This window comes from Curvibacter sp. AEP1-3 (genome assembly GCF_002163715.1).
Classification (GTDB): domain Bacteria; phylum Pseudomonadota; class Gammaproteobacteria; order Burkholderiales; family Burkholderiaceae_C; genus Allorhodoferax.
The window spans coordinates 898,418-923,782 of sequence record NZ_CP015698.1 but is presented as its reverse complement, the minus strand read 5'-3'; the positions used below and the strand labels follow the sequence as shown (position 1 = coordinate 923,782).

Annotated in this window: 20 protein-coding genes; 16 read left to right on the top strand and 4 right to left on the bottom strand. The window is 51.6% G+C overall.

Annotation, left to right across the window (positions count from 1 at the left end; genetic code table 11):
* Positions 1–163: 163 nt before the first annotated feature.
* The 13 genes from AEP_RS04375 (at position 164) to AEP_RS04310 (ending at position 17,710) form a co-directional block, all read left to right on the top strand.
* Complete coding sequence (locus AEP_RS04375) at positions 164–1,402, top strand: tyrosine-type recombinase/integrase (protein WP_087494265.1); 1,239 nt, start codon at positions 164–166, stop codon at positions 1,400–1,402.
* 49 nt (positions 1,403–1,451) lie between these two features.
* Positions 1,452–1,760: a hypothetical protein gene (locus AEP_RS20605; protein ID WP_157673046.1), complete on the top strand. Its 309-nt coding sequence runs from the start codon at positions 1,452–1,454 to the stop codon at positions 1,758–1,760.
* A gap of 77 nt (positions 1,761–1,837) precedes the next feature.
* A complete protein-coding gene (locus tag AEP_RS21205; RefSeq protein WP_087494263.1) occupies positions 1,838–2,095 on the top strand; it encodes a helix-turn-helix transcriptional regulator in 258 nt (85 codons plus the stop codon).
* Between the two features lie 250 nt (positions 2,096–2,345).
* Positions 2,346–3,275: a helix-turn-helix domain-containing protein gene (locus tag AEP_RS04355; protein WP_087494261.1), complete on the top strand. Its 930-nt coding sequence runs from the start codon at positions 2,346–2,348 to the stop codon at positions 3,273–3,275.
* Positions 3,276–3,682: 407 nt separating this feature from the next.
* On the top strand, positions 3,683–4,429 hold the full coding sequence (locus AEP_RS04350) for a hypothetical protein (RefSeq protein ID WP_157673045.1): 747 nt from the start codon (positions 3,683–3,685) through the stop codon (positions 4,427–4,429).
* Positions 4,430–4,567: 138 nt separating this feature from the next.
* The gene (hsdR, locus tag AEP_RS04345; RefSeq protein WP_087494259.1) at positions 4,568–7,054 is read left to right on the top strand and encodes an EcoAI/FtnUII family type I restriction enzme subunit R; all 2,487 of its coding nucleotides are present in this window, start codon (positions 4,568–4,570) and stop codon (positions 7,052–7,054) included.
* A gap of 50 nt (positions 7,055–7,104) precedes the next feature.
* Positions 7,105–8,574: a type I restriction-modification system subunit M gene (locus AEP_RS04340; RefSeq protein WP_087494258.1), complete on the top strand. Its 1,470-nt coding sequence runs from the start codon at positions 7,105–7,107 to the stop codon at positions 8,572–8,574.
* An 8-nt stretch (positions 8,575–8,582) separates the two neighbouring features.
* On the top strand, positions 8,583–10,220 hold the full coding sequence (locus AEP_RS04335; RefSeq protein WP_087494257.1) for a restriction endonuclease subunit S: 1,638 nt from the start codon (positions 8,583–8,585) through the stop codon (positions 10,218–10,220).
* Complete coding sequence (locus AEP_RS04330; RefSeq protein WP_087494256.1) at positions 10,210–10,674, top strand: DUF4760 domain-containing protein; 465 nt, start codon at positions 10,210–10,212, stop codon at positions 10,672–10,674. The genes AEP_RS04335 and AEP_RS04330 overlap by 11 nt, the downstream gene beginning before the upstream one ends.
* A gap of 41 nt (positions 10,675–10,715) precedes the next feature.
* The gene (locus tag AEP_RS04325; protein WP_087494255.1) at positions 10,716–12,530 is read left to right on the top strand and encodes a DUF262 domain-containing protein; all 1,815 of its coding nucleotides are present in this window, start codon (positions 10,716–10,718) and stop codon (positions 12,528–12,530) included.
* A 188-nt stretch (positions 12,531–12,718) separates the two neighbouring features.
* Entirely contained in the window at positions 12,719–14,848 is a 2,130-nt protein-coding gene (locus tag AEP_RS04320; protein WP_087494254.1) for a tetratricopeptide repeat protein, read from the top strand.
* 9 nt (positions 14,849–14,857) lie between these two features.
* Positions 14,858–15,211, top strand: a complete 354-nt coding sequence (locus AEP_RS04315) for a hypothetical protein (protein ID WP_157673044.1) — start codon at positions 14,858–14,860, stop codon at positions 15,209–15,211.
* Positions 15,212–17,710, top strand: coding sequence for an Hsp70 family protein (locus AEP_RS04310; protein WP_087494252.1), 2,499 nt, complete (start codon positions 15,212–15,214; stop codon positions 17,708–17,710). It begins immediately after the preceding gene.
* Positions 17,711–17,800: 90 nt separating this feature from the next.
* On the opposite strand, the gene AEP_RS04305 is transcribed toward AEP_RS04310, so the two are convergent.
* On the bottom strand, positions 17,801–18,517 hold the full coding sequence (locus AEP_RS04305) for a hypothetical protein (RefSeq protein ID WP_087494251.1): 717 nt from the start codon (positions 18,515–18,517) through the stop codon (positions 17,801–17,803).
* Between the two features lie 846 nt (positions 18,518–19,363).
* Between AEP_RS04305 and AEP_RS04300 the strand changes: the two genes are divergently transcribed.
* From AEP_RS04300 to AEP_RS04290, 3 genes are all read left to right on the top strand, one after another.
* Positions 19,364–19,846, top strand: a complete 483-nt coding sequence (locus tag AEP_RS04300; protein ID WP_087494250.1) for a hypothetical protein — start codon at positions 19,364–19,366, stop codon at positions 19,844–19,846.
* A 198-nt stretch (positions 19,847–20,044) separates the two neighbouring features.
* Positions 20,045–20,671: a DUF6806 family protein gene (locus AEP_RS04295; protein ID WP_087494249.1), complete on the top strand. Its 627-nt coding sequence runs from the start codon at positions 20,045–20,047 to the stop codon at positions 20,669–20,671.
* A 116-nt stretch (positions 20,672–20,787) separates the two neighbouring features.
* Positions 20,788–22,026, top strand: coding sequence for an HD-GYP domain-containing protein (locus tag AEP_RS04290; RefSeq protein ID WP_087494248.1), 1,239 nt, complete (start codon positions 20,788–20,790; stop codon positions 22,024–22,026).
* Between the two features lie 89 nt (positions 22,027–22,115).
* Here AEP_RS04290 and AEP_RS04285 read toward each other — a convergent pair whose 3' ends face one another.
* From AEP_RS04285 to AEP_RS04275, 3 genes are read right to left on the bottom strand one after another with little or no spacing between them, the layout of a single operon-like run.
* On the bottom strand, positions 22,116–23,390 hold the full coding sequence (locus AEP_RS04285) for an acyl-CoA dehydrogenase family protein (RefSeq protein ID WP_087494247.1): 1,275 nt from the start codon (positions 23,388–23,390) through the stop codon (positions 22,116–22,118).
* Between the two features lie 39 nt (positions 23,391–23,429).
* Positions 23,430–24,515, bottom strand: coding sequence for a phosphotransferase (locus tag AEP_RS04280; protein ID WP_087494246.1), 1,086 nt, complete (start codon positions 24,513–24,515; stop codon positions 23,430–23,432).
* Between the two features lie 33 nt (positions 24,516–24,548).
* A complete protein-coding gene (locus tag AEP_RS04275) occupies positions 24,549–25,268 on the bottom strand; it encodes a Crp/Fnr family transcriptional regulator (RefSeq protein WP_087494245.1) in 720 nt (239 codons plus the stop codon).
* Positions 25,269–25,365 lie beyond the last annotated feature (97 nt).

Below are 25,365 nucleotides of genomic sequence, written 5' to 3'. Positions count from 1 at the left end.
AATAGTCTCAGATCCTCTCAAAACCCGCATGCTTCCTTGGCATAGCGGGTTTTTTGTTGTCTCGAGTCGTCTCACTCGGTAGCATAGAAGCTCACGGGCGAGTTGGTATTTTTGTTGTTATGCCAACAGTGCTGGTATTTCGGATACCAACAAGGGTGAAAACATGGCACTTACGGATACGTTTGTTAAGGCGGTAAAGCATAAGGGGGCACCTCAGGGTGAGAAACACTCGGACGGGCAGGGCATGTACCTGCACGTCACTTCGACGGGAAAGTACTGGCGCGGAGCCTATCGATTCAACGGTAGACAGAGGACCGCAGCCTATGGGGTGTATCCGGAAGTTACGCTCCAGCAGGCGCGCAAAGCCCATCAGGAGCTCAAGGTACTACTCGCGCAAGGCCAAGACCCTAGCTTGGCAAAAAGAAACGCCAAAGTGGCCAAAAAGAGGGAGCTTGCCAACACTTTTGAGGCGGTGGCCACGGAGTGGTTGATCAAGACGGAAGCCACCCGTGCGGCATCCACCCATAAAAAGATCACAGCTTGGCTCACGCATGACGTCTACCCACACATCGGTCAGAAGCCTATTTCCGCGATCGAGATCGTGGACTTCATCGAGACTTTGAGGCACATGGAGCGAAGAGGTGCTTTGGACAGTTTGGAGCGAGTGCGTCAAATCTGCTCACAGATTTGGCGATACGCCATCATTCACCAACTGGCGAAGAATGATGTCGCTGCCAGCACCAGAGGTGCGTTTGAAAAGCATGTGGGCGGTCATAGGGCTGGAATCACAAAACCCACCGAACTCGCAAACCTGCTTCGTGCAATCGATGGATACCAGGGGCACCCCTACACTCTCGCAGGGCTAAAGCTTGAGCCGATGTTGTTTGTCCGTCCTGGAGAGCTCCGTCATGCCGAATGGGCAGAGATCGATCTGGATGCAGCGGAGTGGAGAATCCCGGCCGCAAAAATGAAAATGCGGATTGAGCACTATGTTCCATTGCCCACGCAAGCAGTCGACATTCTGAGAAAACAGTTTGAGCTTACTGGCCATGGAAAGTACGTCTTTCCGAGCCTTCTCTCGGGCGATCGGCCTATGAGCGAGAACACCTTGAATACTGCTCTTCGCCGCATGGGATACGACAATCAAATCCAGACGGCCCATGGTTTCAGGGCAACTGCCCGAACTATTATGGACGAGGTTTTGGGTGAGCGGGTTGACCTTATTGATCACCAACAGGCGCACGCCGTGAAAGACGCCAACGGCAGGGCCTACAACCGTACAACCCACCTTCCTGCCCGTCGGGAAATGATGCAGCGATGGGCTGATTATCTTGATCAGTTGAGACTCGGGCCCTCTTTACAGACTAATTCACCGGCGGAGGTCGTCCATGTGCCCAGCTAGACGCAGAGCGAGCGCATCAGAGCGCGAATACGCGGCGGACTTGGTCCGGTTGTACCGCCGAGCCAAGGAACAGCCGGACGGAATACTTTGCGTTAATCCCGAAGCTCCTCCTGAAGAGCAAGCAACGCTCGATTACAAAGACCCAGCGGTACTCCTGAGTGCGCTGGATCGCTTTGCCAGCCAGGGGTTCTTTGATGACTGGCTTGGTGGCGACGTAAAAAATCTTCTGATTCAAGAATTTTTCAATAAGCTTCGCGCCGAGGGCAAAACCCATGAAGTTGCCAAAGAGGAGACTGCACAGAAGTTTTGCATTAGTGAATCAACCGTTCAGAGAGCGCTTGTCAAGTCCAATCCGTGACACTTTCTGAGCCTGACATGTGATCAGGCTTTTTTCATGATCACGCCGTCTCATTTCACCTCAAAGGACGGCAATTCATGTCAAAAACAGTTCGTTTATTCGATGATCTTTCGGACAGCGCGTACGTTCGAGAATCTCAATTAGTTCGCCCCAGGGGCAAGCCAAACTCCGTTTCTCCGCTCCCGTTCTCCGCGCCTACTTTGTGGCGGAAAGTAAAGGAGGGATCTTTTCCTCCTCCGGTCAAGCTCTCTGCGAGGGTGTCAGCCTGGCAGGTAGGGGCTGTTCGTGCTTGGCTCGAAATGCAAATCACGGCAGGAGTAAGTCATGAGAAGTGATAAGCACCCCTGCTTCTGGACCCGTATCAGTGCCACTTCTTGCGGGATCGAGAGGCGTAGGTCCCAGGTCAGCATTGACTCTCTAGCGAAGGGTTTCGAGTTCTTCGGATATCGGTTCATCGTAATTTCCTCGACCGAGGGACGCCTGACTTTTCAGGTATTCAAGGGTGACTGCGTGAGGGATTTCTCAACTCGAAAGTCTGCGACAAAGGCACTTTCCGAACTTTGGCTCAAGTGGGGAGAAGCTTGAATGACTGATCGAAATGTCATAAATCAAACGAGCTCGGACAACGGGTCTCCACTAAATCAAGAGTCGACCGGAGGAAAAAATGAAGGCTCTGGCGCACATCCATCGGGCAAGGAGAGCTTCGCAAAAATGTACTCCTCGGTCATCAAAGACAAACGCATCACAGACAAGGATTTCCGCATTCTTGCGTTTATCAAGTCGTACTCTTCAAACTGGAGGGCATATCAGTCGCACATCGCTAGAGAACTAGGAGTCAGTGCAAGCACAGTCGCACGGAGTATCAAGCGACTCGATGCTGCTGGCTATTTGACATATGAAGTGAAGCAAACAAAAGCGGGTTCGGAACGCCGGAACCTTCAGATGCGACACTGGCCCTCCCATTGGAATGACACCCGCGCTAAGACCAAGAGGTCCAAAGCGCATCAAACAAAGTGGCGAAAAAATACGCCTGGTGTAGCCAAACATGAAGAGGATGGGCAATCAAATCTGACGGCTACCCCCATCAAAAGTGACAGCCTAGGCCTGTCAAATTTGACACACAACGAAGAGTCAAAGAATACGAAGTACGAAGATTCAGAAACAGAGAGTTATGACTTTGTGACCAACGGAGCTCTGCCAAGAGAGGTAATAAGGCAGCTATGGATGGCCTACAACTCTGTGCCAGAGGGGTTCGTACCATTCGATACAGAGCTTGCCAAGGAAATGTTCTCATCGGAGTACTTCAGGCTATGCGATGAATCGTCTCAGGTGTGGGCTGGATTGCAGTTACTGCCAGGCCAGAGAAACGAGTATGACTGTGATGCAGATGTATACGTGAGAGACGTCAAAAGCAGGGTGAGAAAACTTGACAAGGGAAACCCATTTCCCTTGAGGCTATTCGTTAAAAAAACGAATGAGGGGTTTGCTGTCTTCATCAACTCTGACTATTTGTGATGGTGCTGCATTTCAACTTCGACGATGAGAGTGAGCAGCGAAGTACGGCCAGATTGGTTTGGGAACCCCCTGCTACTCATGCTCACCTCGTCCGGGTTTCCCATACACAGCCTGGTTCTCCGCATTTGGGCATCGCAATTCTCCAGACGGATCGGAGCCTTCGCTTGGATGCCGGAGATCTCAATCCATTCGGGATCACTGTGATAGCGGCTTGGCCTGCAATCTCCGCAGTAGCTCACATGCCACCCGAGCCCTGGAGGCTAATCTTCGACAATAATCCGCCGCAGAAGAAGCAACATCAGGGGCGTAGGTATCAGGTTCAAGGAGAACCTGCGCCGTCTAGCCCGTAACGGGAGGAACAGATGGGAATATTTAGAAGCAGGGCGGTCAAACTCGCAGCCGCAGTCATGGCCACACAGGCTTGTTTAGTTTCGTGGGCATGGGCGCAAACCAACCCATATCCAACGCAGCCAATCGTTGATTCGATCACGCTGTCTTTGGTATCGGGATCAAAGAGTATGTGCAATTCCAAAGACACGCTGGCGGTTGCAGATAAATCTGAGGTGACCACAAACTCGGCGATGTTCGCCGTTGAACTGGATGCACAAACGCAAAAGAAATATCTCACGGTGACCAACTCTTCAGGTGGCGCTGAGGTCAAGATTGGTTTTGAGTCGCAGCCGGACGGGAAGAAGCTTCTCGACGCTGATCCCAAGATTTGGACCAGCCTAAATTTGACTCCCGCTGAGCAACAGCAGGTCATCAAGCGCTACGGTAAATTGATGGATGTGGTCAGATCATTGACTAATTCAGTCATCGGCAGACCGATAGCGCAGGGACAGAGCATCGAAATGTTGAAGGGGAACCTGTGCGAGCTCGCGATTGGTGTGCCAGGCAAGCCCAAGCGTTCTTCCTACAAGGTCGCTGGACTTACGCTAATCAACAACAGGCCAACCCTAGTGATTGAATACGAGGCGGAAGTGCAGTGTCAACTCAAAGAAGCCAACATTGATTTCGCAATGAAGGGGTGGACGACATTTGACGTTCAGTCAGGCTTGCCAGCTAATAAATACGACACTGGCTATGTGTTTTTGCCCGGCTTGGGCAAGATGGAGATGACAAGCGTGCAGCAATGCACCGTCACTTCCCCCTGATAGCACTTGCCTGCGTACCGCGCCCCACTATTGACCGAAGAGTTCAGCGCAAAAAATCGGTAGAACTTCGTCAATAATCGTTCGTAGCAACAAACACAACCGGGGCAGAAGGCGCAGCCAGCCCCTCAGGGGAGCGGTTTGGACAAGAAAAAGCTATCGGAAGCGGACATCTGCGAGAAGTTCATCACGCCTGCCATCCAAGGGGCAGGGTGGAACACGATCGAACAAATCTACCGGGAATACACCTTGCGGCCAGGTCGCGTGGTCGTGCGTGGCAAGCAGGCAAGCCGCGACAAAAAGTCCATCCTCCGGGCGGATTACGTACTCTTCTTCAAGGCCAACATTCCGCTGGTCGTTATCGAGGCGAAAGACAACAACCACAGCATTGGAGCGGGTATGGCTCAAGCCATTGCCTATGCCGAATTGTTGAACGTGCCGTTCTCCATCTCCAGCAACGGAGATGGCTTTATCTTCAGAGACGCCACATTGGCAACTGGCGTTCTGGAAACCGAGTTGAGCCTTGATGCTTTCCCGAATCCCGCTGAGCTGTGGGATCGGTATTGCCGATGGAAAGGCTGGACTCCGGAGGTGCGCAGCGTTGCGGAGTACCCCTACGCTCCCAGCAAAACGCCGCGCTACTATCAGCTCAACGCCGTTAATCGCACCGTACAGGCCATTGCAGGTGGCCAGCAGCGAGTGCTTTTGGTCATGGCAACTGGCACTGGCAAGACCTACACCGCCTTCCAGATCATCCATCGACTGTGGAAATCCACTTGGCGCTCCGACAAACCCTCCGGCCAGAAGCGCATCCTTTTCCTGGCTGACCGCAACGTGCTCATCGACCAGACGATGGTCAATGACTTCCGCCCTTTCAAGGGGGCAATGGCTAAGCTCAGCCCCAATGCCAAGGGCGTAGAGCGCGTGGATGCCGACACAGGCAAGCAATACGTCGAAGAGGTGGAGCTGGCCGTCAACAAGAGCACCAAGGTCGTCGATAAGTCGTACGAAATCTACCTCTCTCTGTACCAGGCTGTCTCTGGCACGGAGGAGGAGAAAAACATCTACAAGCAGTTCAGCCCAGACTTCTTTGACCTTATCGTGGTGGACGAGTGTCACCGTGGCAGCGCTGACGAAGATTCCGCTTGGCGCGACATCCTGACCTACTTCAGCTGCGCCACCCAGGTGGGTCTGACCGCTACTCCCAAGGAGACCAAAGACGTCTCCAATATCGAATACTTTGGCGAGCCGGTGTACGAGTACACCCTGCGCCAAGGTATCGAGGATGGTTACCTCGCTCCGTACAAGGTCATCCGGGTAGACCTGGACAAAGATACTTTCGGCTGGCGTCCAACAGAGGGCATGACCGACAAGTTGGGCAACGTCATTGAAGACCGCGTCTACAACGCGACCGACATGAACCGTAAGCTGGTTCTAGAGAAGCGCGACGAAGTCGTGGCCGCAAAGATCACCGAGTACCTCAAGGCTACGAATCGCTTCGACAAAACCATTGTCTTTTGCGAAGACATCGACCACGCCAGCCGCATGCGGCTAGCGCTCTCCAACGCCAACCAGGACATCTGCAAAGACAACCCCAAGTACGTGGTGCAGATCACGGGTGACAACGCGGAAGGAAAGAAGGAGCTCGACAACTTCATCGACCCGGAGAAGGACTACCCCGTCATTGCCACCACGTCCAAGCTAATGAGCACAGGCGTTGACGCTCAAACATGCAAGCTCATCGTGCTGGACCAGAACATCAAGTCGATGACCTTGTTCAAGCAGATCATTGGCCGTGGAACCCGCCTGCGAGAAGACCTTGGCAAGACGTGGTTCACCATCCTCGACTTCAAGCGGGCGACCGACATCTTTGCGGACAAAGACTTTGATGGGGACCCAGTGCAGGTTTACGAGCCCAAGGGAGCGCAGCCGATTGACCCTCCGGAGGAGTCTCCTCTGCCCGGAGTAATCGGCACTATGAGCGGAGAAGACCCGCTGGACAGCTTCCCAGGTTCCAGTCCCATGGCTCCTGGCTATGAGGGTGGTGAGGCGGAAGTTAAGCGTTACATCGTGGGTGGCACTGTCACCGTGGCAGTCGCCCGAGAACGTGTTCAGTACCTTAATGCCCAAGGCAAGCTCATCACCGAGAGCGTGCGCGATTACACCCGCATCAACCTAGCCAACCGGTTTACTTCTCTGGATGATTTCCTCCAGACCTGGAACGATGCAGACCGCAAAGCGGTCCTCATCCAGGAGCTAGAAGGGCATGGCGTTCTCTTGGAAGCCTTGGCGGAGGAGGTCGGCAAAGACCTGGACCCCTTTGACCTATTGCTCCATGTGGGCTGGAACATGCCCCCGCTTACCCGCCGCGAGCGGGCCAACCGGGTCAAAAAGCGCAACGTGTTCACGCAGTACGGCCCCGTAGCCCGCAAAGTTATCGACGCATTGCTGGACAAATACTCGGACGAAGGCATCACCTTGATTGAGAGTGACGACGTCCTACGCATTCAACCCCTAAACACCATTGGCAGCCCCGTGGAGCTGATTCGTAGCTTCGGTGGGCGGCCACAATACCTGTCTGCCGTAAAGCACCTAGAGCACGAGCTTTACGCCTCTGCTCCAACCTAGTCGTCCACTGGGGGCTGCACCTGCATCCTCCCGTACTTGTCTGAACCTGAATGTCTAATCTCTCCTCCGTTATCAAGTCTATCCAAGACGTCATGCGCCAAGACAGTGGCGTAGATGGCGATGCCCAGCGCATCTCCCAGCTCACCTGGCTGCTCTTTCTGAAGGTGTTTGACGCCCAGGAGGAAGAGCTGGAGATGACCCGCGACAGCTACCAAAGCCCTATTCCCGAGGAACTGCGCTGGCGCAATTGGGCTATCAATGAGGAGGGCATCACCGGAGATGCTCTTTTGGAGTTCGTGAACGGGCAGCTCTTCCCCAAACTCAAGGCCATTGCCGGAGATGCCGAACGCAACCCCCGTGGCTACGTGGTGCGCAGCGTGTTTGAAGATGCCTTCAACTACATGAAGAGCGGCCAGCTTCTGCGCCAGATCATCAATAAGCTCAACGCCATCGACTTCAACCGCCAAGCCGAGCGCCACCAGTTCAACGACCTTTACGAAAAAATCCTCAAGGATTTGCAGTCGGCGGGTAACGCTGGTGAGTTCTACACCCCCCGCGCTGTCACGCAGTTCATGGTGGACATGGTCAACCCCCAGTTGGGCGAAGTGGTGATGGACCCTGCCTGCGGTACGGGCGGCTTCCTGGTATGTTCTCTGGAGCACTTGCGCAAGCAGGTGAAAAACGAGCACGATCAAAGCGTCCTCCAGCGCAGCGTGCGCGGGGTGGAGAAGAAGCAACTCCCCCACATGCTCTGCACCACGAACATGATGTTGCATGGCGTAGAAGTGCCCAGCCAGATCAGCCACGACAACACACTGACCCGCCCTCTGCGGGACTATGGCCCGGCAGACAGGGTAGACGTCATCATCACCAACCCGCCATTCGGTGGGGTTGAGGAGCCAGGCACGGAGAACAACTTCCCGGCTGATGTGCGCACCAAGGAAACGGCAGACCTGTTTTTGGTGCTCATCAAGCACCTGCTCAAAAACCAGGGCAGGGCGGCGCTAGTGTTGCCCGATGGCACGCTGTTTGGCGAAGGCGTGAAAACGCGCATCAAAGAGCAACTGCTGCAAGAGTGCAATCTGCACACCATCATCCGCCTGCCCAACGGCGTGTTTGCACCGTACACCGGCATCAAGACCAACCTGCTGTTCTTCAGCAAGGGCACACCCACCAAAGACGTGTGGTACTACGAGCACCCGTATCCGGCGGGCGTGAAGAACTACAACAAGACCAAGCCTATCCGCATTGAAGAGTTCGAAGTGGAGAAGGCATGGTGGGGCAGCGAGGCGGATGCCTTTGCCACCCGTGTGGAGAACGAGTTCGCCTGGAAGGTCAGCATCGACCAGATCAAAGCGGCCAACTACAACCTGGACCAGAAGAACCCACATGTGGGCGATGTTCAAAGCCACGACCCTGAACAACTGCTGGCCGACTACGCCCGCCTGCAAGGGGAGGCGCAAGCATTGCGCGATGAGCTGAAAGAAATTTTGGCCAAATCACTCGCTAGCGCAGGTTGAGTAATCGCATGCTGCTATCAAATTTGAACCTGTTGGCTACCGCTCCGGGCGGTGTTCCACGTCTGCGCGAACTGATCTTGACGCTGGCGATGCAAGGCAAGCTAGTGCCGCAAGACCCGAGTGATGAACCCGCGAGCGAGTTGCTCCTGCGGATAAATCAAATACGTTCGGGTGTAATTCACGGGAAAAGCAAATCATTGCCAATATCTGGCATGGGCAAGAGCCGCCACCAAATCCCCGAAAACTGGGCATTGAGCCGTTTTGAGGAATTGTTTTCACTCGAATACGGTGACAGCCTGCCCGCACCAAAAAGAACAGAGACCGGCGAATATCCCGTCTATGGCTCAAATGGTGTCGTTGGCACTCACAACGAATGCCGTGTAAATGCCCCCTGCATTGTTGTTGGACGCAAAGGATCGGCTGGTGCTCTAAACCTCTGTCTTGAACAGGCGTGCTGGGTTACGGACGTAGCCTACTTCTGTGTTCCTCCGCCGGGCGTCGATTTAGTCTTTGCTTTTCAGTTGTTTCACACGCTGGGCTTAGATGAGCTGGGTAAGGGAATCAAGCCAGGTTTAAGCAGAAGTGAGGTTTACTCAATAACAGTTGCCATACCGCCTTTTGCTGAACAGCGACGCATCGTCACCCGCGTCGAAGAGCTAATGCGCCTGTGCGACGCGCTCGAAGCCAAAGGCCAGCTTGAAGCTACGCAACACGCCCAGCTTGTCAGCACCCTGCTAGCCACGCTCAACGAGAGCGAAACGCCCGCGCAACTGACTGAGAACTGGTACCGCATCGCCACCCACTTCGACCTGCTACTTGATCGCCCCGAAGCCGTGGACGCCCTGGAGCAAACCATCCTCCAACTCGCTGTGCGCGGCCTGCTCGTCCCCCAAGACCTGCAAGACGAACCCGCCAGCGAGCTGCTCAAGAAAATCCGCGCCGAGAAAGACAAGCTCATCGTCGAAGGCAAGATCAAACGCGACAAACCCCTGCCACCAATTGCGGAGGAGGAGAAGCCGTTTGAGTTGCCGCAGGGGTGGGAGTGGGTGCGGTTGGGCTGGGTGACTTCATTGGTTACCAGTGGCTCCAGAAGTTGGAAAGACTTCTATGCGACGGAAGGCGCAACCTTCATACGATCACAGGACATCAAGTTCGACCGTCTGGAGTTCGATGAACGCGCTTTTGTGAAACTGCCGCCCGGTACCGAGGGTTCGCGAACTCAGGTTCACCTGAAAGACTTATTGATCACGATCACCGGTGCAAATGTCGGCAAAGCGGCCATCGTGGCACAGGAACTTACTGATGCGTATGTCAGCCAACACGTCGCGCTGGTGCGATTTCTGGATGTGCGCTTAGTCGACTATTTTCATCATTGGTTAGTGGGCGAGCATGAAGGCAGAAGGCTGCTTTTGATGAGTAGCTATGGCGCTAAGCCTGGGCTTAACTTGCAGAACATCAATGATCTACTCGTCCCAGTTCCACCCCTCGCCGAACAATCCCGCATCGTCGCCCGCGTAGCTTCCCTGCGCGCCCTGTGCGCCGACCTGCGCCAGCGTCTTTTCAATTGCCGTTCAGTGCAAGAAATGATTGCTTCCTCGTTGCTGACTAAAGAAACAGTAATTAAGAGTGCTTTGAATGTTGATTGAATTTCTAAAGAGTCTTACAGCATCACCATGGATATACCTCATCGGATGGGGGCTAACCGCGGCGACCTTCTTCTGGAAAATGAGTACTGACTCAAAGTACGCAAGGTACCGAGAGACTATCGCTTTCATTGAAAAGCGAGAGGCAACAATGAGGGAACGATGGAAGTCGATTTCAAATGTTGATGCTGAATTTGAAGGCAAGAGCGAGGAGGTTTATGCCTTTTTTGGACAGCTTGAATTGATATCGCTGCTAGTGTCAAAGAAAGCTTTTGACAAAGAAATTGTTTACAACTTTTGGTGGAGGTATTTTGACGAGCCCTTGAGGGTCAAGGCTTTGAATACATGGCTGCAAATTGAAAGAGAAAGCGATAGTGAGATGTTCATCCACTATTGCGATCTGTGCAAAGAATGGGCAAAACGTATAGACCGTGAGCAAGGCAGGCAGATCCGCTAACCGTCATAAAAACAAAATAACAGATAGATCAGAGGGTAAAAATGTCCACGTTCGACAGTACCAAGCGCTCGTTGCCAGATATCTTGGCGGATATCGTCAAAGGCAAGATTCAATTGCCGGACTTCCAGCGTGGTTGGGTGTGGGATGACGACCACATTCGCAGCTTGCTGGTGAGTATTGCCCGCTCATTCCCCGTCGGTGCGGTGATGTTGCTTGAGACCGGCGGAGAAGCTCGGTTTCAGCTCCGCCCGGTGGAAGGGGTGAAGTTGCCAGAAGGTTCAACCCCTGAGCTTTTAATCTTGGATGGTCAACAGCGCCTGACCACTTTGACACAGGTCTTGGCGCTCAAGTCTGCCGTTTGCACCCGTACGGACAAAGGTAAACCGATACAGCGCCATTACTACTGGCATATCCCTACCGCTCTGGAAGGCGGAGAACGATTGGAAGATGCAATCGTTGCTGTGGAAGAGGACAAAGTTGAACGCACCAACTTTGGCAAGGACATCAAGCTTGATCTGACCTCTCCGGAGAAGGAGTGTGCGCAGCTTTATTTTCCATGCGATCAGATATTGAACTCTGATGCTTGGGAAGAAGCGTTGCAGGAGCATGCTCCCGACAACTTTCCCCAATACATGAAGTTTCGCAAAGAAGTGCTGAACGCCTTCCGCGGTTACCAAGTGCCCGTTATCCAGCTTCATAAAGCTACTTCCAAAGAAGCGGTTTGCTTGGTGTTTGAGAAAGTGAACACAGGTGGTGTACCGCTGAACGTGTTTGAGCTGATGACCGCAACCTATGCAGCCGATGGCTACAACCTGCGGGATGACTGGTACGGCAACAAAGAGCGCAAGGTATCGTCTCGGTATGAGCGCATGTGCAAGGAGCCAGTGCTCAAGCAAGTGGAGACCACAGACTACCTGCAAGCGGTAACCATGCTGCACACCCTGGAGCGGCACATTGCTGACCTTGCGGCAGGCAAACGAGATAAGCAGGTAACGCCGGTTAGTGCAAAGCGCGTATCCATCCTCGGGTTGGAATTGGCTGACTACTTGAAGTGGACTGACAAGGTGGAGCAGGGCTTTATGCTGGCAGCAAAATTCTTGCGCAAAGAGCTAGTCCGCGATCCCAAAGACTTGCCCTACCGCACCCAGCTCGCCCCGTTAGCCGCTGTTTTGGCTTTGCTCCAGGAGCGCTGGCTAGAACCAACCATAAACGACAAGCTTTCCCGCTGGTACTGGTGCGGCGTGTTGGGCGAGCTCTATGGCGGAGCGGTTGAGACGCGAATGGCTAATGATGTAGCAGAGCTGCTTGACTGGGTGGATGACGACGCAAAGCTTCCCCGCACGGTTTCTGATGCCACATTCAGCCCAGACCGGTTGGATAAGCTGCAATCTAGGCTTAGTGCAGCTTACAAAGGGGTGAGCACGCTGGTTGTGCGGGAAGGCGCGAAAGACTTTTTCTGGAAGATGCAGATCAAAGACTTGGAGCTGGAAGACTTGGCTCTGGATATTCACCACATCTTCCCAGTTGCTTGGTGTGAAGGTAAGGGCATTTCCCGAGATCTCTACAACTCCATCATCAACAAGACACCTATCTCGTATAAAGCCAATCGCAAGATTGGCGGGTACGCGCCTTCGTCATATTTGACCAAGCTTCAAGAAGAGAAGACTGTCCAGCTTTCCGATGCTGGAATGGATGCGCTAGTAGCTAGTCATGGCATTTCACCATCAATGCTGCGCAAAGATGATTTTGAGGGGCACTATCAAGCACGCAAGCAGGAGCTCTTGCAGCTAATCCTGCGGGCGATGGGAAAGGTGACATCAGCCCCAGAAGTAGACCTAGAATTACAAAAAATATAAGTTCCGTTGGGTAATCCGTTCCCGCGTTTTGTGGGGGGTGTATCAATGTTTCTGTGGGAGGCAGACATTGTCAGGTTCAGTTTTTTTGCGCCTTTGTGCGAACAAATTTACGCGTTTTTTTTCTGTGCTCACAGCGAACTCGGCCGAAGTAGAGGAGCGCTCAGAGTCTTTTCAGTGTCTCCTGAAATATGACCTCGCCAGCTGAAGAGTTTGTAGCGAAGGCAGTCGAACTTCGCGAAGCAGGCCGAATCGACGAAGCACTAATTGCTGCCAGACATGCGACGAAAGTCGATCCAGAAGATGCCAATGCTTGGTGGCAACTCTCGTTAGCGGTTTTGGCAAAGGATGGTCAGGGCGCAGCGGTACCTCATCTGAAAAAAACTGTTGAGTTAGCCCCAGGTTTTGCCTATGGCTGGTACCGCTTGGGATTAGCTTACAAGAACTCAGGGATGACAAATGAGGCTGTCGCTGCATGGGAGAGGTCAGTCGCAGAGGACTCAGCTCGAGCTGATTCGCTCAAGGCACTAGTTGATATCTACGCTGAGCGCGAATATTCCAGTGATAAAGAGAAGCGCTTTGAAGCACTGAAGGCACTCGACAGGCTAGATGAATTGACTATGTCGGGGCAGCATCATTTGGGTGTCGCATACTACGAAAAGAATGACTTTCACAATGCCATTCGGATGTTCAGCAAATTCGCTGCAACTGAGAGGGACCATTCGGCATATTTCAATATTGCCCTGTGCTACGCCTCAGAAATGATGGGGCAGGACGCAGACGCAGTTGATGCCTATCGCGTAGCACTAAGCATCAAGCCAGATTATTTACGCGCGAAAGAAAATTTAGATCTACTTTTACCTCGTACTCAACGCCTGCGTTCTTCAGTGCTGGCCCTTGATGAACACCTGCTGCCTCAAGACCAGTGGTATCTCAATTACATCAATCCATTTGAATTGCTTAATCTTGATGATGTCGATAACCCCTTCGATCTGGAGGTGAAAGACATTCAGAGAGCTAAGAAACTACTCCTACAAGAAATAGATTTAGAAGACGGGAGAGTTGAATGGATGCCAGGGCTAACCATTGATCGGTCTCGAGCTCTCAAGGTCATTGATGAAATGACTGATCCGTTGGTCCGATACAACCATCACTTGGTTTTTGAATGCAAGCCATTATGCAAGTTCTTGTCACGCGGCGATATTGGGTTCTTTTTAGTAGACCCGAACAGCTCTCCTTTGCAATTTTTGGAAGAAGTGCAAACAGATGAGGATGTCCTTAAGTGGATCAGTAAGCCATTCGCCTCACAATTTGATCTCGTGTTTACCAAGGCACTTGATAGCCGTGTCGTAGATCTTATCGAGTGCATGCTTGGGGGGCGAAGGTGGGTTACGCCACAGGATGAAGATCGTTGCTTTGAAGGAGCTCTTAGGCAGATCGATCGATTACTTGATCCCTTGCGCGAGGCGAGCAACCTCTCCGAGAAGATAAGACCAACAGTAGGACAAGTAGTTGATGTTCTGGAAAAAGGAAATGTTGGAAAAATTATTGGTCTTCTTCCTGTTGCTTTTCAAAAGATCCAAAGCGAAGCTGTAAGTCTTGTTAGAAGTATCTCAATTGATGCATATAACCATCACAGCGATCCTGATTTAGCTAAGGAAATCCTGTTAATAAGCAAAAAATTTGCTACTCGCTCACCTTCATTGCAGTTAAAGATTAATGAAGACATCGAAACGTTAAACGATAAGATCAATGAAGAGAAAAAGGATGAGGCATTTCTGAATCTTCGTGGAGAGACTTTCAGTATTACCCGTGAGTACGTTTCGTTCGGCAAGGGAAAGATGAAGGTCAGTGACGTCAAAACTATACGGTGGGGCACAGTTCATTCACGTCAAGGCGTTACAGACATGCTGGTCATAAGTATGGTGATAGGCGATTGGTCATCAAATATGCCTGAATTTAAAACGACAGTATTTAACGATTTAGACGAAAGTAAAAAGCTTTTTGAATCGTTGGTTAAAGCTCTGTTCGCTTATGTATTGCCTCACGTTGTCTTGTCAGTTAAAGAGAAAATCGAATCAAATTCACCCTTGCGATTTGGCAGTGTCGTTGCGGATAAGTTTGGAATTAAATTTACTGTACCAGGCTGGTTTGGTAGTAAGGAAATTCATTGTCCGTGGAGTCGTCTTAAATCAGTGATTGAGAACGGTGAAGTCGTAATTACTGATGGCGCAAATTCAAAGGCGAAGGTTTCGCTGTCGTTGCCTGATGTTGACAATGCATTCCCTCTTCACATGATTATCAATAGTCAACAGAAATAAGGATTCAAAGTGCACCCTAATCTCGTAGTTGAAGTGCCTAAGTGGGCATTGCAGGTCCTAAATAATCTTTGTGATATTGAGCGGAAACTCAGTATTCATGGTGATCCGGGTAATGCTAAGCGCAATGTCGAACGTATCAAAGAAGTATTTGAGGATCAGAAGCTGTTTTATGAAGATCCAATAGGAGAGAAATTTTCTGAAACAAGAACTGATATTGAGGCATCAATTACCGGAAGCGGAACAGAGAATTTGGTTGTAGTAGAAGTTATCAAGCCCATTATTCGAGCTGGAGATGAAACTTTCTCTAAGGTCGTTCAAAAGGGTATTGTGATTGTGGAATCTAAGTCTCAAGGAGGTGAATAAATGTCATCAACTATTAATTTCGGAATCGATTTAGGAACTTCGAACTCTCTCATTGCTAGGTTCGATAAGGGTAACGTAGAGGTCTACAAAAATCCCAACGGATTCAAAGAAACTCTCCCGTCTATTGTGGGTTTTCGCAACGATCGAATCCTCATTGGAGATCAGGCGCGAACTTATCTTCAAAGAGATCCAAAGAGTGTCGCAAGTCGCTTCAAGCGGAAAATGGGTACATCTGAAACATTCAAGATTAAGGCCCTGAATGCATCCAAGACTCCCGTTGAGCTTTCCTCATACATTCTTAAAGAACTGAAAGCCTTTGTGCATAGTGGTGAGCAGGTTGAGTCCGCCGTAATCACCATCCCGGCGTCCTTTGATACCGTCCAAAGCAATGCAACAAAGGAAGCAGGCAAACTCGCAGGTTTTAAAGATGTGGTCTTGCTTCAAGAGCCAATCGCTGCAAGCTTGGCCTATGCGAACAAGGAAAAGAACATTGATCTAAAGAATAGTCAATGGCTTGTATATGACTTGGGTGGCGGTACTTTTGACGTAGCACTTGTGCGAATTGTCGAAGGAGAATTGACCGTGCTTGATCATGAAGGGGACAATTACCTTGGTGGTACCGACATTGACGCTTTGATTGTTGAAAAGATCGTGGTGCCCGAACTTCAGCGTAGAGGTTCGTTCTCTGATCTTCTAGCTGAGATGAAGAGTGAAAGTGGCAAGTACAACAAGCTTTGGCATACCCTACTACTCCTGGCTGAGTCTGCGAAGGTTGAGCTTTCATCAAAAACTTCCGCAGAAATCGATCTCGGCACAATCAGTGACTTAGAAGATGATGACGGTAAGTCAATCGAGGCAATCATAAACATAACTCGGTCCGAGTTTGACGCTGTCATCAAAGATTCAATCGAGAGCACGATTGATAGGATGAGGCAAATTCTGACGCGCAATTCTCTGCAATCAACCGACCTAAAGTTTATTCTGATGGTCGGTGGTTCAACATTTATTCCCTATGTACGCAAACGAGTCGAAGAGGTGATGGGGATTGCTGTAAATACAAGTATCGATCCAACCAACGCTATCTGTGTCGGTGCTGCTTACTTTGCTGGTACGAAGGAGAAGGGTAATTCAGCTGAGTCTAAAGTAAAGACAAATTCGCTTATCAAAATTAGAGCTAGCTATACGAAAGCGTCTCAAGAAAAAGAGGAAACCTTCACTGCAAAAATTGAAGGTGAAATCACAGGGTATCAATATCGAATCACTAATGACGATGGTTCGTATGACAGTGGTCTCAAGAAACTTAGTTCTCGTATCGTTGAGGATTTGCCACTGCGCGAGGGTGCGTTTAATTTGTTTACACTCAAAGTGTATGATTCAGAGGGGGATAACGTTCCTATTGATTTAGATGTAATTCAGATTGCTCAGGGGCGATACAGTGTTGCAGGTCAAATGCTTCCTGAAGATATCAGTTTGGTTAAAGATGACATTGCTGCAAAAGACACTCGACTCCAGCAAATTTTCTCAAAAAACACAGTGTTACCGTCGAAAGCTAGAGGTACAGTAGAAGTTGGTCAGACTGTTGTCAAAGGCTCACAAAATAGCATCAAAATCATGGTTGTCGAGGGGCCGTCAAATCGACACTCTTCAACAAACAAACCGATTGGCGTACTTCAGATTACTGGTGAGCAGATAACGCGTGACCTTTTGAAGGGCACAGATATTGATCTGACGTTTGAAATGTCGGAGTCTCGTGACCTCACCGTGTCCGCATTCCTGAATGGTACTGGACAAGAGTTCTCTCAGGTGTTTAATCCGGCTCAAAGAGATGTTTCTTCCCAGATGTTGGCAACTGAGATTCTTCTGTTGGAAACAAAGATTCAGTCCGAAATAGATGACGCTCAGAAGAATGGAAATCGTGACACGGCAGAAGGTCTTGAAAAAGTTCTTGATGGTGTCCAGTCACTGATAGGAAGCGCTGCCGAGTTGGCGGAAGACGATGTGACTGACAAGAAATTTCAACTCGAAGACAAAAAGAGAAAGCTTGCTCAGGAGATGTTCGAGTTAACTTCAAGTAAACGACTTGATCAAGTTAAGGCGGAATATCATAGTAAAAAGACTGAGGTCGCGGCGCTTGTTAATGAGTCAGGAAATGATCGTGAGCGACATACTATTGCTGAAATCATGGCTCGTGAGCAAACATTTATCAATTCAACAAGCCCAGAGAAGATTCAAGCGGTAGTACAAGAGCTAGGCCGCCTTGAATGGCAGATCTTGATGCGAACACCTGACTTTCTCAAAGCCATGTTCCAGCATTTGCTGGAGCGACGGACTTCAATGAATGATCAAATTCAGGCCTCACAACTAATTGATAGTGGTAGGCGAGCTGTCGCGCAAGACGATATCGATGAGTTACGTAAGATTAACGGTCGGCTTTGGGATTTGATGCCTGCAACTGTCAAAGCCAGTGACGATATGCGTGCATTTACCGGAATCGTTTGATTTTTTTACTAGGAAACTTTGGCTCCCAATTTCATATGTTCCGAATTTGGGAGCAGTAGTTTCTGCAATTAGTTTGACTGAACTGGTCGGTTAAAACGTTAGATCGTTTTCTAACCTGCGAACTATGCGGGACAGTGGTGGGTCGAGCATATCTGGATTCCATTGCTGCATTCTGGGAGATATGCTAAGCCCTATCTCAGGTATACCAAAGCTTCCGTAATGTCTCTCTTGACCATTTGGTGCGGAGGCCCGTGCCTTTAGCCACTCAATTGCCGAGTGATGCAGCTCGCTTACCCGTGAGTCCATGTTTATTAGTTTGTTCTTGAATGAGTTCAGCTGCCCATCAAGATATTTTACTGTTCCGACGCTAGTAAATCGTTGTCTTTGCTCGTCACTAGCCTCAGATCTGGCAGCGAAAATGTCCAAAGCTGCTTCAATATTTAGTCCTCCATGCTTTTTTAGACTGAGCAATGAACTGGTGTAGGCGAATACGCATTCGTTTATCCTATTTTTTATGGTTTCGATGGATTGATCATCCGCGTACATGGTAATTTCTTCGAAGTTTTCGACCCCAAATTCTGATAGTGGTCCCAAATAAGGTGCCATTTGCATGATTCCAGTTGAGATGACGCGCATAAGCGAAATGGCAAACAGCATTATTTCTTGTTCTTGCTGCCTGGTTAATTCGTCTACTTCTGGATCTCCATCGCTATCCAATAGAGCTAGAAGTGATTGATAGAGATTGTCTGCTTCGACTCTCAGAATTTCAGTGACGATAGCCGAAGCGTGTGATTGTGTCGTACTCACTATATAACTCCAATAATTACTATATCGGTATTCGTTCGTTTGTGATTCTTATGCAGTTATGGTTTCTCTGTACCTGCTTATAGATAGATTGTTTCGATGGATCCTAGCAAGAGAAATATCCATGAATGTGTGATCCATCCTGTCGTTAGGCGCTTTTTGTTTGGAGAGCTTTAGGTTTTAAGTTGCACCTAAATAGCGCAACGACCTTTAAGAAGATTATCGCTTTCCTGCTTGAATGCAAAGACCAATCGCCTGTGCAGGAGTCTTTTTGTGGATTCGTTTTGGCACTGGCGCTCTTCGTTTTCACAATCACTTGCTGGACATTATTCATTACCTGTTTTTCGAGGACGCCATCTCGTCACCAGCATTACGGTATGTCCTCACCTTCTCAACTTCAAATGGAGCGGGCACAGTTCCGTACAAGGATTGACTGAGAGTTCAGACGATTGTTTAACTTAGAAGTAGTAGGCCATGATTTTTGATTAACAAAATTTTTGGCATAGGAATTTTTCAGCTTACAAAGCCTAGCTGTGCTCTTGGGACAGTTCGTTGCTGAGCATGCAGACGTCTCGTCTATTGCTGAAAATTTTTGCGACCCTTGTCACCTCAAACTTCGATACTCAGCGGCGAAGTGGCTACGACCCCCCCTAGTCATCGCCTTTCAAAGGGGATAACGGCGTGCGAAGAACGGTTGAGCATGGCAGTGCATCCGCATCAATGATTGAGAATTGTTCTCATTTGTTCGAGAGCGTCTGCGCATGTGTCCGTGTCCCCTGAAAGGGGAGGGTATTCCAAAAGCTGTCGACGACGGGAGTGTTTCCCGACGTGACGTTTCAGGAGTAACTCATGACGAAAGACAAACTGATAGACGAAGCGCGCATTGCCAATGCTCTGCTGGCCATCTTTGACCGGCTGGACGGCATAGAGAAAGCAATCAGCGTGTTAGCCAGTAAGCAGGCTCAACCCGTGTTCCCGGATGCCGTGTTGCTTGAACGGCTCCAGCGCCTGACCCTAAAGCGTCACGCTGTTCTGACCGCTTCCCTGGCGGGTGTGAGCTACGCGACATTGGCAACGCTGATGAAGTGTGATGTGACGACCATCAAGCTGCACCTCAAGGGAGCTTTGAGCGGGCTGGGAATTCCGAGCAGGGGGATGCTCCTGGCCAAGCACGCCCAACTTTTGGATTCCATCAGTGACGCGGAGTACAAAACACGCTTCGGCTTGAGCAAGACGTGGTGGCTGGAGCAAGAGACCAGTTTGATGGCTGTGCTATGTCGCACCAAGACCACAGCCAATCAGCATACGAAGGGGGGAAATTCTGACAAGTAGAGGCTTTCGCTGACCAAGTTAAAGCGACCAGCGTGGCACAATAACGAAAAGTGCCTGAGATCGACGAAATTGAGTCATCTTCATCTTTGTTGGTACTTTTGTTGGTACTTTAAGGCGAGGAGATGGTGAAGGCCTGTATTTATGCGGGTTTCAAGAGATTGTTCGATTCCGGTCTCAGCACCACCCGAAAAGAGTCTTATGTCACGATTCAACGCCACGTTTGAAATTCACGTTCACGGTCAGATCGTGTTGCGGCCCGAGGTTACTTACATCCAGCTGCAGGAAGCGCTTAAGCCGCTATGGCGATACGCTGGTGCCAAATCACTCGCAGACGCTGCAAAAAGCAGCTACGAAGATGAGCCAGGCATTCAGATGGACGCCCAGGAGCATGTTTTGCGTATGTGCTGGACGGTCCCCGGTGATGATGATTTCCGTCAGACGCTGGATGAGGTTTGTATGAACCTCAATGAAGTCGCCTCGTCAGGTGCTGCGATTGAGATCACTTTCTATGATGCTGAATTCGACGAAGAAGACGCTGCGCCCGGCACGGAGTCTCGCGACGATTTTGTGATGCTCTTCGTTGGGCCAGATCCGGCCGCCATCATGCAGGTCCAGAGGGACATTCTTGTGCAGGATATGGTGAATTTGATGGAGCGGCATTTCGATGGCTCCGAATTGAGCGGTGTTGTTGCTGAGATCGACAAACTGTTTTCCCAGCGTTTTGACGATCTGGTGAATTCACTGGAAATTGGCAAGCCGCCCCGCGGCTCCGGCGGCCCATCCAGTGGGCACGGTGGCGGGCGTAAACCCCGGCATTTGCATTGACGCAAATCATGTGCGTCCTGTAGTTTTTTCAGTGCATGGCCTATACTGAAACCCGGCGGAAACAGTTGTCACAACAACGCTCACTCGCACACTCGTTGGTGCATTAGCAGGCCTTTATGCTTAAGAAAATTGCAGTTGAGCAGCTCGTTGTAGGAATGCACCTGAAGGAGTTTTGTGGCTCTTGGATGGAGCATCCATTCTGGCGGTCCGGCTTCGTCATTACCGATCCCAAAGACATCACCACCATCCGGGCAAGTGCCATTCGCGAGGTATGGATCGACTGCGGCAAGGGCCTTGACGTCGCGGTGGGTGAAACCGCTGTTTCCGAATCGGATTCTGAAGAGCAGGTAGAGGCGGAATTGCGGGAAGCCGTTTCGTCCAGTAGGGATGTTGCACCCCTCTCGGTGCAAGAAGAGTTGGCGCGGGCGGCAAAGATCTGTCACCAGTCCAAGCAGGCAGTTCTTTCGATGTTCCAGGAAGCCCGCATGGGGAAAACGGTGGACACCGGTGGAGCCAAGCAGCTGGTTCAGGAGATCACGGACTCAGTGACCCGCAATCCGGGAGCATTGATCAGTCTGGCACGCTTGAAGACTGCGGACGACTATACATACATGCACTCTGTTGCCGTATGCGCCATGATGGTGGCGCTGGCCAAGCAGTTGGGTTTGAGTGAGGAGGAAACCCGATCTGCAGGGATTGCCGGCCTCATGCATGACCTTGGCAAAGCCGCAATGCCCATGGATGTATTGAACAAGCCAGGCAAGCTGACTGATGCCGAGTTCGCAATCATCAAGAAGCACCCGGAAGAAGGTTATCGCTTGTTACAAACAGGCAATGCAGTGGATCCCATGGTGCTGGATGTATGTCTGCATCACCACGAGAAGGTGGACGGGTCCGGCTACCCGAAAGGCCTGAAGGGTGAGCAGATCAGCCTGTTTGCCAAGATGGGTGCAGTGTGCGACGTCTACGACGCGATTACCTCCAATCGCCCTTATAAGTCGGGTTGGGATCCTGCTGAGTCCTTGCGGAAGATGGCGGAGTGGGCGAGCGGCCACTTTGACGGCAAGGTCTTCCAGGCGTTTGTCAAAAGTTTGGGTATCTATCCCATCGGTTCATTGGTGCAGCTGAGTTCCGGTCGCTTGGGGGTGGTGGTAGAGCAGACGGCCAAATCTTTGACGACGCCCTGTGTCAAAGTCTTTTACTCCACCAAATCCCATATGCGTATCGTTCCCGAGATCGTGGACCTGTCCCGCCCCGGGAATTCCGACAAGATCGTCAGCCGTGAAGACCCGGCGAAATGGAAGTTCCCTGATCTCGATGAGCTGTGGTCCGGGATGCCCAATTCCCCTTGGTAATTCGACATCAAATCGCCTTCTAGCGGCCGCGCGCTGTGCGTGGGCAGCTATAAAAAAAAGAGCATCCGCAATTGGATGCTCTTTTTGTTTCAGCAGCCTCGGGTGATGGGCATCTCCACCGGCTTGGGATTCACGGCGTATTTCCCCAGCTCCAGTTTCGCAATGGCATTGCGGTGCACTTCGTCCGGGCCATCGGCAAACCGGAGTGTGCGCGCACAGGTGTATGCATAGGCCAACGGGAAGTCATCACACATGCCACCACCGCCATGCGCCTGCATGGCCCAATCAATGACTTCGCAAGCCATATTTGGAGCGACGACTTTGATCATGGCAATTTCATTCTTGGCGAACTTGTTTCCGCCCATGTCCATCATCCAAGCCGCTTTCAGCGTTAACAGCCGCGCCATATCAATCTTGCAGCGGGCCTCTGCAATGCGCTCCTGCGTCACCGTCTGGGCTGCCACCGGCTTTCCGAAAGCAATCCGGCTGCTGACGCGTTTGCACATTAGTTCCAACGAGCGTTCGGCCAAGCCGATCAAGCGCATGCAATGGTGGATGCGACCGGGTCCGAGGCGCCCTTGGGCGATCTCAAAGCCGCGTCCTTCACCCAGCAAGATATTGCCGACCGGCACGCGGACGTTGTCAAACACCATTTCCATGTGACCGTGCGGTGCGTCGTCATAGCCGAAAACGTTCAATGGGCGCAAAATTTTGATGCCCGGGGTGTCTGCCGGCACCAGTACCATGCTTTGTTGCGAATGGCGTGGGGCATCAGGGTCTGTTTTTCCCATCGTGATGTAGATCGCGCAGCGCGGATCACCAGCCCCTGAAATCCACCATTTGCGCCCGTTGATGACGTATTCATCGCCTTGGCGTTCGATGCGCGTCTCGATATTGGTGGCATCGCTGGACGCGACTGCCGGCTCGGTCATGGCAAATGCTGAACGGATTTTTCCGTCCATCAGCGGTTTCAGCCAGCGCTGTTTGCTCTCCTCCGGGCCATATCGGGCAATCGTTTCCATATTGCCTGTGTCAGGTGCCGAGCAGTTGAACACCTCGCTGGACCACATGACCCGTCCCATGATTTCGGCCAACGGGGCGTATTCCTGGTTGGTGAGTCCAGCACCATGAAAACCGGCTGCTTCGGCACTGTCGACCGGCAAAAACAGATTCCACAGCCCCGCTGCCTGCGCTTTGGGTTTGAGTGACTCTATGGTTTGCAGTGGTGTCCAGCGCTTGCCTGCGGCAGTGTTGGCCGCGATTTCAGCGTGGTAGGCGCTTTCGGCGGGGTAGATGAACTCATCCATGAAGCGCAGCAATCGTTGTTGCAGCTCTTTGGTTTTGGGGGAATAGTCAAAGTCCATGGGATCTCCGTTGGGAATCTGTCGGGGGAAGTTTGGGTTTCAGCTGCGGGATGCAAAGCTCCAAGCCAGCTGCGCCAGTGGCTTGGCACCAGCTGCGGAGTTCACGGCTTGTGCACTGGAAGCTGTTCCCGCTTCAACGCGTTTGGCGATGCCTTGCAGGATGGCTGCAATGCGGAACATGTTGTAGGCCATGTAGAAGTTCCAGTCCGCCTTCAATTGATCTGGAGTAGCCAGACCCGTGCGTTCACAGTACTTCGCGATGTAGTCCGACTCGGAGGGGATTCCGAGATCTGCGTGATCCAGTCCACCGATGCCCCGGAAGGCGCCGGGTGGAATGTGCCATGTCATGCAGTGGTAGCTGAAGTCTGCCAGAGGGTGGCCCAGAGTGGAAAGCTCCCAGTCCAGCACCGCCAAAACCTTGGGATCTTCAGCGGAGAACATCAAGTTGTCCAAGCGGTAGTCTCCGTGAACAATGCTGACCATGGATTCATCTCGAGCCATGGGCGGAATATGGGCAGGGAGCCACTCCATCAAACGGTCCATTTCCGGAATGGGCTGCGTGATGGATGCGACGTATTGCTTGCTCCACCTGCCAATCTGGCGTTCGAAGTAGTTCCCGGGTTTACCGTAACTTGCCAACCCTTTTTCGGCAAAAGGCACGGTGTGAAGCGCCGAGATCACACGGTTCATTTCGTCGTATATGTCAGCGCGTTGCGCACGGGTCATGCCGGGCAGAGATTGGTCCCACAGTATCCGGCCGTGCATGAACTCCATGACGTAAAAAGCTCGCCCGATGATGCTTTCGTCTTCACACAAACACAGCATCTCCGGAACCGGTACAGCGCTGTCCTTGAGCCCCTGCATCACCGCAAATTCACGTTCGATGGCATGGGCGGAAGGAAGGAGCTTTGCAGAAGGCCCGGGTTTGGCCCGCATGACATAACTTCGCTGGGGCGTGTTGAGCTTGTAGGTGGGATTGGATTGGCCCCCCTTGAACATTTCGATAGCCAAGGGTCCGGCGTAGCCCGGGAGATGTTGGAGCAGCCATTGATGCAAGGCCGCCTCGTCCAAGGCATGCGAGCCTGACACACTGCGTGTGCCTACAAAATGATCGAATTCACTCATGCACGTGCAGTGTGTAGTTAATGGAAAAAAGGGTTAACTGTCGGACTCGATGACCCGCATGAGCGCAGCCCGATCCCGGATGACCAGGCCACCCGGTTCTATGCGAATGGCCTCTTCGCGTTCCATGGCTTTGAGCTCCTGGTTGACGCGTTGACGCGATGCACCCAGCAACTGCGCAAGTTCCTCTTGGGCCAACTGAAGACCGATGCGAACCTCGCTGCCGTCGCTCAGCGAAGGAACGCCATAGCTGCGCACCAAATGCAAAAGCTGTTTGGCGAGCCTCGCCCTGAGTGGCAGGGTGTTCAGGTCTTCGACCAAGCCGTACAGTTGCCTGATGCGTCGCGCGTGCAGACGCAGCATTGCTTCGTAAAGCTCGACATGGGTCGCCAGTATTTTCTTGAAGTCTGCCTTGGCGACGCACAGAACCGTGGTTTCCCCATGGGCATATGCATCGTGCGTGCGCCGGTCCCCATCGAAAATCGACACATCCCCGAACCAGATGCCCGGCTCGACATAGGTCAACGTAATTTGCTTTCCAGAGATGGAAGTCGAACTCACCCGCACAGCCCCTTTCGCGCAGGCGATCCACTCTTCCGGTGGTTCCCCGCGAGCAGCGATGAGGTCGCCGTCTTTGAAGCGTTTGACAAATGCGCATCGAAGGATGTCGTGTTTGAGTGAAGGTGAAAGCGTTGAAAACCAGCGTCCGCCATTAATGGCAGAGCGTTCTTCGATAGTAAGAATGGGTTCGTCCATAGCCTGTCTTTTGCGTGACTGAATTCGGAAGCTGCAGGTGGGAATTGTCACCCCGGGGACCGCCGCACGGAGCATTTGTTGTCTCGTTGGCGTCTGG